The following is a 10,886-nucleotide window of genomic DNA, read 5'->3' as shown; positions in this document are numbered from 1 at the left end:
AGTCCGCGCGCGGGCGGTCCACGCCCATCGGCCTGCTCTCAGCGAGAATGGCACAAAATCATGAGGGAATCCTCACGTTTGCCTGCCCGTGCGTCGGCTACCGGCGAGTATTCGTGCACCCATGTACCAGAATCGACGGAAACATGAACCTCCCTCATATTTGAACCCGCTGGTGAGGGCCGGTCCTTACCCCCGCGAAACGTGAGTACTCCTCATATTGCCGGTTACCGAATCGTTATAATCCCAGGTGGGGTTACCGGCGAGTACAAAACACCGACCCGCGTCTTCGCGATCCGCCGACGGACCGGTAGAGTTTGGACGGTCGTACCACCAAGCGCGAGTGGCGAAATTGGCAGACGCGCCAGATTTAGGTTCTGGTGTCCACGGACGTGGGGGTTCAAGTCCCCCCTCGCGCACAGATTCACGGCAGATTTGCCGCATTTACGTGCCGTGTGTTCGAGCGCACTCGAACACACGAAGGTGACCTGGGAAATGCGCACCCACCTGCAAGAACTCCTGGCAGATCTGCCAGGGTCGACCATCCCAACCCTGCCGGGCAGTGCACAGGGCACGATCGGGGTCTGCGGTGATTCCCCCGCAGGCGCCACTGGAACAGCTGATTCGCGGCCCACTGCCGAAGGCGCCGGAACCAGCCCCGATCCCCCACGACGATGTCCTGTACGGCATATCAACGGTCGGCGAGGCCCGCAGAATCTTGAACCGATACGTGATGACCACGCTTGACTGGCTGCCGAGAACACGTCTGGAGATTCCGCAGTCCATCCGGCATCCCACAGCGGGCGATGACCGGCGGCCTCCAGCTCGGCGCGGACGGTGTCGACCGCTGCGTTCCAGCTCGCATGTGGCGCGTACCGCAGCAGGACCGCAGCCGAAGTGTCCGCCATCCGCAGTTCCATGTTCCGTCCAGAGCGCGACCCGAGCCGCAGGCCGGCCACTCCTGTGACGAAGGTGCCATCCTCGCCCACACAGAGCATCAGGAGACGTAGCACGCCCGAAATCTGAGGTTTCCTAGTGAGCTTCGCGGGCATAGGTGAGAGGTAGCTACCTCCTCCCCGGCCCCACCGATGTCGCCGGCCTCGGTCGGTGTCGGCGCACGGGTGCACCATCGAGGGCATGAGCGAGCACGAGGCCGTCAACACCGCCAACGCGACCTCGGCCCACGCCGCCGGGTGGCCAAAGCTCACGGGTTCGCTCAAACAGATCGAATGGGCTACCACCGTGCGCGGACAAGATCCGCGAGATGGGGGCCAGCGCCCTGGTTCTGATCGCGAATCTGGACACCACTTGGTCAGGCCGCAGCGATACAGGGCGCCGCCCCTCGGCGTGTATCGACGTGAATGACCTCGGCGAACTCAGAGCGCGGCGACCTGGTCTGCAATCACCACCGATTCTTCGTATCCTGGCAGGAAGAAGGCGACGACGAACGCGGCGAGCGCCGAACCTGCGGCAATGATCATGAGGACGCGAAAGGCGTTCTCGGTCGGAACCGCCGTGCCCCCGACCGTCATGGTCATCTCGGCGAGTACGAGACCGGTCACGGCACTGGCTGCCGAAGTCCCCAGGGCACGTATCAAAGTATTGAAGCTATTGGCCGCGGCGGTCTGCGACGGAGGCACCGCGCGCATGATGAGTGCGGGCATCGCACCATATGCCAAGCCGGTTCCGAAGCCGATGACCACACCGGTGACGATCAATTGCCAGATCGAGTGCAACATGAAGATACCCACGAGATAGCCGATCGCAAGCACCACAGCTCCCGCCATCAGCGTGACCTTGGGCCCGTACCCATTTGTCAGCCGCGAAGAAACCGGCGCCGCGACCAGCAGTACCGCACCGAGCGGCGCCATCACCAAACCGGCCGCCGGCATGGAGCCACCCAGGCCGTAACCGATCGATTGCGGCAGCTGCATCACCTGGGGAAAGACCATTGTCGCGGCGAGCACGGCGAATCCGAGCACGATCGAAGCGATATTGGTGAGCAGAACCTGCCTGCGCCCCGCCACGCGCAGGTCGACCAAGGGCTCGGCGCTACGCAACTCCAGCCGGACCCAAACAGCCAGCGCGAGAACAGCAATGCCGAACGCGACCGATGTCGAAGCACTTGTCCAACCCCAGCCGGCGGCTTTGGATATGCCCAGCAACAGAGCAACCAAGCCGATAGCGAGCATGCCGGCGCCCGCAAAGTCGAAACCCCCACCGCTTCGTACCTGCGACTCGGGAAGGACAAACGCGATCACGGCGGCGGCGACAGCCCCCAGCACGGCAGAGGCCCAGAACAGCATGTGCCAGTCGGCTTTATCCGCGATCAACGCCGCAATCGGTAGACCGAACGCGCATCCGACTCCGAGGGAAGCGCTCATCACGGCCACCGCGCTCGCGAGTTTTTCCTTGGGAAGCACATCGCGCATGACGCTGATACCCAGTGGGATTACACCGGATGCGAGGCCCTGGAGCGCCCGGCCTACAACGAGCGGCACGAGGGTCGTACTCAGAGCACCTACTACAGAACCTGTAGTGAGCAGTACCAAGCTGATCAGCAACATGCGGCGCTTTCCGAACATGTAGCCCAGACGGCCCATCACCGGCGTCGCGACCGCGGCGGCCAGTAGTGTCGCCGTGATAGCCCACGCCGTATCGGACGCCGGTGCGCCGAGGTACTCGGGCAGGTGCGGGAGGATCGGAATCATCAACGTTTGCATCAGGGCTACGACGATTCCCGCCATAGCGAGGACCGCCACCACAGGCCCGGTAGCCGGAGCCTTGCCCCTGAGCGGAACAGTGGTAATCATCAACAGATCTCCATCGAATGCGGACCGAATATCCGAAGCGGAACGCGAGGCGCCGGGCGCCTCGAGATAGAAGTCGCGCGCTGGGAGCCGGTGGCAGCCGCTAGGGCCGGAGTCGGGCTTCCTCCGGTGTGCCGGATCGACGTTTCGCGGTGCGGATCACAAGCACGGTAGCGACGGTCGTGATCAGTGCCGGAACAGCGAAGGCAGCGAAGGTAAGGGCATCGGGGTTGATCAGGGACTGTCCTCGCCGGGCTTGCCAGGCGGTGGCGACCAGCAGTCCGGCATAGCCGAATGCCGAGATCGTCACCAGGTGCGCACGCGTGTTCGTGTCCATCCACCGGTGACGAACAGCGAGCGCAGCGAGGAGAGCGGCCGTGAGCAGCAACGCGTGGATGCAGTGCATGCCGATGAAATGGGGTACTCGGAGATCACCTCCGGTGGTACTCCAGTTCGTGAACGGCATCCCGGTGCCGTCGGGGTCTCCGATACCGTGTCCGCCGAGCAACCGGACTTCCGCGCCCGCGGCGTTGCGGGCGGTGCGTTCGGGGGCGTCGACACCGATTCCCAACCACAGGGGAATCGTGGTGCCGATGGTGGACAGCACGATTCCCAGGCGCATCGCCCTGGACAGGGCCTGGTCGCAGGTGCGCTGTATCAGCACGACGATCGCGATGGCCAGATTCGAGAAGAAGATCGCCGGCACACCGTTCTGAAAGAGCGAGACGAGCACTCGGTTCAGCGGATCCGGATCACCGATATTGAAATGACTGAAAGAGCCACGTCCGGCGATGATCGCGATCAGTCCGACCTCGATGGCCGCGAAGATCGCGAACACCGACCCCATCCACCAGCCCACCCGCGCAGCCTTGTCCAGTTTCGTCAGCAGCCACGCGAGGGTCACCGTGTAGAGCCCGAATGCGAAAGCGAATTTCAGCGGCTTCGTCCATACCGATTCACCGAGCAGTACGCGGTCGTCGACGATCATGCCGACCCCGGACACAACCACGACCCCAGCCAGCATGATCGAACTCAGCACCAGCGGGCGGTGCCAGTTTCGCCAAATATTCCAAGCGGTCCGGAGTCTCATGGCCGGCGCGTTCACGTCGTGGGTGAGCCGAACGGCTCGTTGATCGTGATGAAGTACTGGATCGCCGCGGCTACCGTGATGGGGGCGGTGACAAACAATTGGCCGGCCACCGCACCCAGGGGGCCTATGGCGGCGATCCCGCCCAGACAGCCCAACGCTGCGGCGGGCAGGAACGGTCCGAACATTCCGACGATGGCGGCCGCGGCGATCGTCGCCCCGGTCAGACCCCCGAGCAAGCAGCCCACAGCCGCGCCACCGATCGTCCCGGCCATGGCACCGAGCATTGCCCCCATCCCGATGGAGCTGGTCAGCCGTCCCCATGCAGCCTGCTCGCGTTCATAGGCACTGGACCACGGACCCGGATCGGCGACCGGCAGGGCACTCGGCCGATAAACAGCCTGCCGTGGGTCCAAGTGCGGGGTGAGCGTGACGGTACGGTCATGGATCTGCGCGGTGATGGGAAGCACGAAGTCATCCAGGCGAAAGGACAAGTCGGTTCCGGCGAGCACCGTACCGTCTTCCGATCTCACCTCGAGCACATTGCCTTGCTGAACCAATGAGCCGCTCTCCACGGTGATGACGGCCGATTGCCCGATCGTTACGGCGCTGATGCCGAGACCGTCGGCGGGATTCGGAGTGGCGTCGGCGGCGGCCGCGGTGATGCCCAACGCTGCCGCTACTCCGGCAGCGAGCACGGCTGTCTTCTTGATGAGCATCGGCGCTCAGCCGACCTTGGGAGTGGCGCGCATGCTGACATAGACACATGGGGTGCCGTCGGCCAATGTTCCGAAGATGACGGGTGTGTAGTCCTCGCCGGATGGGCCTCCCGTAGCGGCGAAAACCGACGGTGAAACCGCGGTCAGATCTGTTTCGATCGGGGGTGAGAAGTGCTTCATCCCCTCGATGAACTCGTAGCGGATTCGTGCGCGTCCGTCTTCTTCGCTGATCGTGATCTCGACGCCTCCGCGACGGTAGGTACCCACCAGAGCTGTCATATCCACGGCGAGAGGGCTGGCGGGCGGCGCAAACGGCGGCGGTATCCGCACACCGGCGGTCTCGACCAGGAGTTCGCCCACCAGATCGGCATACAGCTTGCCGAATTCGCCACCGTTACACAGCAGTACGACCACCACACCGGCGCTCGGGACGACCCGCAAGTAGGAGTGCTGGGTGATGGCACTTCCGTCGTGGCCGAAACCGGTGATGCCGTCCCAATCGTAGAGAGCGGGCCCCAGGCCCCAACTTTCGGCGGACATCGTCCATTTATCCGGGCTCGTGACCTGTGGCCGTTGCATGGCGGCCACCGCTTCCTCCGACAGCAGGCGGACACCATCGGGCCCGGCACCACCGTTCAGGAGCATGGTCGCCAGCCTGGCGACATCTCCCGCGGAGGTGATGACGCGGCCGTAGGGGCCCGCGGAGCGGGGCATCATGTCCCACACCGGCGCCGGTTCGGGATTACTACCGGTGGTATGACCCATGGCGACTCGGAAGCGCAGTGCTTGTTCCGGCAGGGTCATGGAGCGCTCGAGTCCGAGCGGCTGAAAGAGCATCTCGTCGAGAGCCTGGTCCCAGGTCGTCCCGGTCAGTATTTCGACGATGCGCCCGAGCACGACGTAACCCAGGCTTCCGTAGGAATAGGAGGTGCCGGGCTTGCAGTCGAGCGGCACGCTGCGGGCGGCCTCGACGTATCGGGCGAGACAATCGTCGCCGCGACCCGAATCGTAGTTGAAATCGTTGGTGACGCCACCGGTATGACTGAGCAGGTGACGGACGGTGATCTGCCGAGTCGCTTCCGGGTCGGGGGTGGCGAATTCGGGTAGCACCTCAATTACCGGTGCGTCGAGATCCAGTTTTCCGGCATCGACCAGACGCATGATCAGGATTGCCGTGTAGATTTTCGCCGTCGACCCGGAAAGAAATACCGAATCGGGCGTGACCTCGACGCTGGTCGCCGTGTTCAGCACCCCGCTGGCCAGTTCGTGCAGGGTGCCGTCGGCCACCACGCCCAGAGCTGCTCCGGGCACATGATATTCGGCGCGCAGTTCGTCGAGCCGATGTTGCCAGAACTCGGTGGGAAAGTTCATGAGATTGATCCTCGATTCGGTGATGGATCTGATCGACGGGCGGCCCGGAGCCGGGCAGGAGTGATCGCGCGCCCGCCGTACGGGCACGTGGGAAGCAATGAAGATAGGGGTGGCCTGAGTTCGAACCGTTAGTGCGTTGTCGACCTATTCGCCTGGCGCCCCGAGTTCGGTACGGCGAGCGCGCCATTCAGCGGCAATGACCGGCATCCGCTCGGCGAGGAAATCGGCGAAGGCCGCGGCCTCGTTCAGGCGAGACCGGCGGGTAGCCGGTGCGTCTTCGAGTAGTTCGAGTCCGCGCTGGGCGAGCGCGTGCAGAGAGGTGTACTCCTCGGTTTTGTCCAGGAGCCGCACCCAGATCGCCGGATCGAGCTCTACTCGGTCGACTCGCTCTCCGGCTGCCCGGGTGCGCTGAATCCACGACCAGCCCTCGAGTTGCGCGACGGCACCGGCAATGGCACTACGGCTGGCGTGTAGCCCCTGACCGACCTCGGCAATGGTTTGCTGCGGCGGATCGCAGACCAGCAACCACCCGACTACCCGGCCGGTAACCGGCGGCAGGCCGTTCTGACGCGCGAAGTGCCGACCTACCGCGTCGGCAAAGCCCCGTTCCATATCGTCTGAGGTCATACGACCAACAATACACACAGATAGCTGAAATGTCAGATATTCCTGTCATTTGAGTTGAGGAGCAGCCGGCTCCGGTCAGCAAGCGACATCACATCGAGGGTCATACCTGCCCGGTGTCGGCTCACAGCCGAGCCTCGATTCCTCAGCTCGCCGGGACGTGCTCAGGGCATCACAGCGTCAGCAGGATTCCGGTCGCTGCACCAGCCGTAATGCCAGCCGTGGCGTGCAGGCCAGTTCTCGATCCCGGTGTCGGGTCGCTGCTCGTACAGCGTGCGCAGGCGAGCGCGCCGTCCGTGCAGGGCTTCGAGTATCCGCTCGGCCACGACGGCGTCCCCGGCGCCGAACCACACTCCATCACCGCCTCCGGTGTGGGCGCTGTCGCAGGACCGGCCGGTGTGCTCGGCGATCCATCCGCAGGTGGTCTCGATAGACCGGGTGTAGATGGGCATCCACGCGCGCGAACTCCCCGTCGCAGGCGCGCGGCCGCGTCGGTCCGGAAGGTGTCGACGTCGGTATCGGGCACCTGCGGCAGGTCCCGGCTGTCCGCTGCCGGGGCAGTGGTCGCCCCCACCGCAGTGGTGGAACCGAGGAACGCGCCGAGTGCCATGTCCGGGTCTTCGATGAAGTGGTGGGGTAGCTCGGTTCGGCTACCGGAACACCCCGCCGCGGAGGCCGAAGGGACTCCGCATCAGCCTGGCCGCCGCCAAGGACAAACTCCAGCTCGGCAACACCCGCCCCCGGCACGCGATCTCAGGTGGCGGCGGTGCGTCGGAGGGAGGCCGCAATCGCAGCGAGCAGGGCCGCGAGTAGGACGATCGCCATGAACACCTGCCCGTGCAGGCCGAGGATGAACAGGGTTCGATCGGCGAACTCGGGGTCGTAGGTGGCGGTATCGGGGAATGCGAGCGCGGCAGTCATCCCCAGCCAAGGGGTGGCCAGAACCGCTGCGGCGCAAAGTGTTCGGCCGCGTGGGTTTCGATCCGGCCGCAGGGTGAGCGTCAAGCCGATGATGCCGAGGAGCACCGTCATAACCATGTATTGGGCGTCGTGGAATTTCGCGTGTGGCGGCCAGCCTGGGTTGAAGGCGTGCTGTGCGGCCAGGTCGGGGATGACCAGGTCGGCGAGTACGGCACTGACCATCGTGATCACCGCGACGGTGGCGATCACGATTCGGGGCAAAGGCATCGAGCCGGCCTTTCTTTTCGTGTGGAGGGTTGTGTGCGCTTGGCGGTCAAAGCGTCCAGGTGTAGGCCGACGTGATCGAACGGCCCAACAGCGCGCTGGGCAGTCGAGGGAGCGCGGCGTCGCGTAGCGCGGTCACCAGCGGGGAGGTCCAGTGCGCGGGAGCGCCGACCCGGCGCGAGAGCTGAGCAATCATCTGGGTACGGGGCCTGCGGAGACGGTCGTATTCCTCCAGTCCGGCGTCGACGCCGAGGGTATCCACAGCCACAGCGAGTGTGGCCGCGTCCTCGAGTGCCTGGCAGGCGCCCTGGCCGAGGTTGGGGGCCATGGCATGGGCGGCGTCACCGAGGATCGCGACCTTGCCGTGGACGTAGCTGCGCAGGTTGGGCAGTTCATAAGTGTCGTGCTGCAGGACGGCGTCCGCGCGTGCGGCACCGAGCAGGGCGGGAACAGGGTCGTGCCAACGCGCGAACCGTTCGCGAAGTCGATCCAGGCCGACGCGAGACCCGGCCGGTGCGTTGCCCATCAGATAGCAGTAGACGCGCCCGTCGGGCATCGGTATATACCCCAATCGGTCGCCCTTGCCCCATATTTCGATACTGCCTTCGACAGGATGAGGTGCGGTGAGCAGGCGCCAGGTGGTGTAACCCAGGTACCGCGGCCCAGCGGCATGTGGCCAGACCGAGCTTCGCGTCACGCTGCGCACACCGTCAGCGCCGATCACGAGATCCGCGGTGCTGGTGCCACCGTCGTGGTGGACCGTGCCGTCGGGCAGTACCCGCCGCACGGTCGTGCTCGGCCGCAGAACATCTTCCGGCACCGCCGCACGCAAGATATCCACCAGTACGGCCCGGTGGACGATCACCCACGGGCCGAAGCGCCGTTCGAGGTCATCGATATCGTTGCGGATCAGCCAAGCCCCGTCCGCCCGGCGGATGCCCTGCGGAGGACCGGTCCGCGTGCCGGTACGCAGAAGATCACCGACACCGAGCGCGTCGAGAGCACGCAGCCCGTTGGGCTGAATCGACAGTCCCGCGCCGATCTCGGTGAATTCCGGCGCGCGCTCGAATACCTCCACCTCCCAGCCATTGCGATGGAACGCCACGGCCGCAGCCAGCCCACCGATACCGCCGCCCACGACGAGTGCCTTCATCGCCGATCCCTCCACCGCTCCATGCCATCTCCTATATGCTCTAGAAGTTCTAGAGCCTCTAATTAAACAGAGTGTATCTAAGATGTCAATCGGTGTTGGGCTCAGCAGAAAGGCGACGATGACGACACGGACCGAAGGAAGGCGCGAGCGGTTACGCAAGGCCACCTTGAACGACATCCACGAGGCAGCGCGCACACTTCTGGTCGAGCAGGGAGCGGCCGCCGTCACCATCAACGCGGTAGCCCGGCGAATCGGGATGAGCGGGCCGGCCCTCTATCACTACTTCCCCAGCCACGAGGCGCTAGTCGGGGCAGTGACCGCAGACTTCTTCGATGAGCTGGCCGCCGCGATGGAACACGCCCGCGACGCCCGCGACGACGCCCCTGTCGGCCAACGCATTCTGGCGGTCTGCCGCGTCATGCGCGTATGGGCGATCACTCATCCGGCCGAATTCGGCTGGATCTTCGCGGCCCCCATCGCCCCGCCGAACCGGAAACCGGATTCCGAACGCCACCGAGCCGGGCAGCGGTTCGAGCGAGTGCTGTTGGACCTGACGGTCGAACTGTGGCGGACGCGCCCGTTCCCGGTGCCCGACACCGCCGACCTACCTTTGTCCTTACGCGAGCAGTTGATCGCCTACTCGGCCGCCATCGGCGATCAGCTACCACCCGAGGCCGCGCATGTCTTCCTGTCCTGTTGGATCCGGCTGTACGGCCTGCTGTGCATGGAAGTCCTGCACCAACTCGACTTCGCCTACTCCGACCCCGAACCCATCTACGAAGAATGCCTCCGCGAGCTGAGCGTCACCCTCGGCCTGGAAGATTCCGGCCAACCTACCGAATGACCGTCACGACCCGCTGTGCCGCCCATCCCCTTCTGCAGGGCGGTCGGCGGCTACCAGGTCGCCGTGGACAATGATCTGGCCTGCCGGTGGGCCCGAACCTCGATGGCCGGCCCGGGTGACCATAGACAGACAGACCCGGATGCCGATCCCGGCCGAATTCCACGCCACCCCGATCGCCACGGCAACCAGCCCGGATGGCACCTTCACCGCAGGTCATCAGAACAGGGTGTCACGCACCCGCAGCGGCCGGTAACCGGTCGGCCCGAGCGCGGCCAGTTCGGCGTCGATGTCGACCTCGGTGGTGCCGAAGAAATTGATGTTCTCGGTGTGCGCCCGGGAGATGTGGGCCAGCACCTCGTCATCGATGCAGTGCCCGGACCGGCGCAGCTGCTCGACCGCGATCCCGAAATACTCGGTCGTCCAGGCGATCACCGAGTTGGTGGCGAGAGTGAGGCACCAGGCTTGTTCGGTCTGGGTCTCGAGGTGGCGAGCACGGATCGTTCCCTCGTGCGCGTAGAGGAGGCCGCGTTTGAGGGCGTGTTCCGGGAATGGCGAGCACACCAGCACACCCGACCGGCAGACTCGAACTCGGCTACGCCCGAGTCCTCACCCCATGCGCCGGCACCGCCGCGGAGCTCAAGGGGTTCGCGAGCAGATCGCGGGCTGGCCGCACTCGCGGGGCCGCCACCTCTCCGATCGTATGGGTGACGAGGCCGTGGATGTAGCGTTCACAAACAGGTCTTCGATGGACAACTTCTTATTGGGATCCATCGCCCACCAGCGATGATCGCGCCGAAAGCGTCCAGGAATACATCATTTTGCGAGCGGGTCACTCGCCGTGCAATTCGGACACTTGCAGGCGCCGGGATCGTGGAATGCATTTACATAGACTATGAATATAAAACTGTTATGCTTCCGGCGTGAGTCGTCACGATGCCGCTCCTGGCGCGTCCACCGCCATCGGAACAGTCCTCTATGGCCTGGCCACCAGCGCCGTGAGACGCCTGCCTCGGGACATGAGCTTGACGTCCGCCGCCACCCTGGCCACCCTGGACCGGACCGGCCCGCGGCGCATCACCGATCTGGCCGCGGTCGA

Annotated in this window: 9 protein-coding genes, 1 tRNA gene and 1 pseudogene; 2 read left to right on the top strand and 9 right to left on the bottom strand. The window is 64.9% G+C overall.

What is annotated here, in order from left to right:
* Positions 1-334: 334 nt before the first annotated feature.
* Positions 335-416, top strand: a tRNA-Leu gene (locus tag IG75_RS0134320).
* A gap of 957 nt (positions 417-1,373) precedes the next feature.
* Here IG75_RS0134320 and IG75_RS0134315 read toward each other — a convergent pair.
* The 8 genes from IG75_RS0134315 to IG75_RS0134280 form a co-directional block, all read right to left on the bottom strand.
* Positions 1,374-2,810, bottom strand: a complete 1,437-nt coding sequence (locus IG75_RS0134315) for an MFS transporter (protein ID WP_051715515.1) — start codon at positions 2,808-2,810, stop codon at positions 1,374-1,376.
* A 100-nt stretch (positions 2,811-2,910) separates the two neighbouring features.
* Positions 2,911-3,831: a hypothetical protein gene (locus IG75_RS0134310; protein WP_210436875.1), complete on the bottom strand. Its 921-nt coding sequence runs from the start codon at positions 3,829-3,831 to the stop codon at positions 2,911-2,913.
* A 77-nt stretch (positions 3,832-3,908) separates the two neighbouring features.
* Positions 3,909-4,613 carry a DUF8020 domain-containing protein gene (locus IG75_RS0134305; RefSeq protein WP_030525519.1) on the bottom strand — a complete coding sequence of 235 codons (705 nt, stop codon included), beginning with the start codon at positions 4,611-4,613 and terminating at the stop codon, positions 3,909-3,911.
* 6 nt (positions 4,614-4,619) lie between these two features.
* On the bottom strand, positions 4,620-5,984 hold the full coding sequence (locus IG75_RS0134300) for a serine hydrolase domain-containing protein (RefSeq protein WP_030525518.1): 1,365 nt from the start codon (positions 5,982-5,984) through the stop codon (positions 4,620-4,622).
* A gap of 144 nt (positions 5,985-6,128) precedes the next feature.
* Complete coding sequence (locus IG75_RS0134295; protein WP_030525517.1) at positions 6,129-6,611, bottom strand: GbsR/MarR family transcriptional regulator; 483 nt, start codon at positions 6,609-6,611, stop codon at positions 6,129-6,131.
* A gap of 161 nt (positions 6,612-6,772) precedes the next feature.
* Positions 6,773-7,060: a hypothetical protein gene (locus IG75_RS0134290; protein ID WP_030525516.1), complete on the bottom strand. Its 288-nt coding sequence runs from the start codon at positions 7,058-7,060 to the stop codon at positions 6,773-6,775.
* 301 nt (positions 7,061-7,361) lie between these two features.
* Entirely contained in the window at positions 7,362-7,796 is a 435-nt protein-coding gene (locus IG75_RS0134285; RefSeq protein ID WP_030525515.1) for a DUF6640 family protein, read from the bottom strand.
* A gap of 46 nt (positions 7,797-7,842) precedes the next feature.
* Positions 7,843-8,946 (bottom strand): FAD-dependent monooxygenase, encoded by a 1,104-nt coding sequence (locus IG75_RS0134280; RefSeq protein ID WP_030525514.1) that lies wholly within the window; start codon positions 8,944-8,946, stop codon positions 7,843-7,845.
* 118 nt (positions 8,947-9,064) lie between these two features.
* Between IG75_RS0134280 and IG75_RS0134275 the strand changes: the two genes are divergently transcribed.
* A complete protein-coding gene (locus IG75_RS0134275) occupies positions 9,065-9,790 on the top strand; it encodes a TetR/AcrR family transcriptional regulator (protein WP_030525513.1) in 726 nt (241 codons plus the stop codon).
* A 216-nt stretch (positions 9,791-10,006) separates the two neighbouring features.
* Here IG75_RS0134275 and IG75_RS0134270 read toward each other — a convergent pair.
* Positions 10,007-10,330: pseudogene (locus IG75_RS0134270) on the bottom strand (Tn3 family transposase); the annotation flags it as partial.
* Positions 10,331-10,886: the final 556 nt, after the last annotated feature.

Source organism: Nocardia rhamnosiphila NBRC 108938 (assembly GCF_000720425.1).
Classification (GTDB): domain Bacteria; phylum Actinomycetota; class Actinomycetes; order Mycobacteriales; family Mycobacteriaceae; genus Nocardia; species Nocardia rhamnosiphila.
The sequence above is the reverse complement of the archived record's forward strand: the minus strand, read 5'-3'. Positions and strand labels throughout refer to the sequence as shown.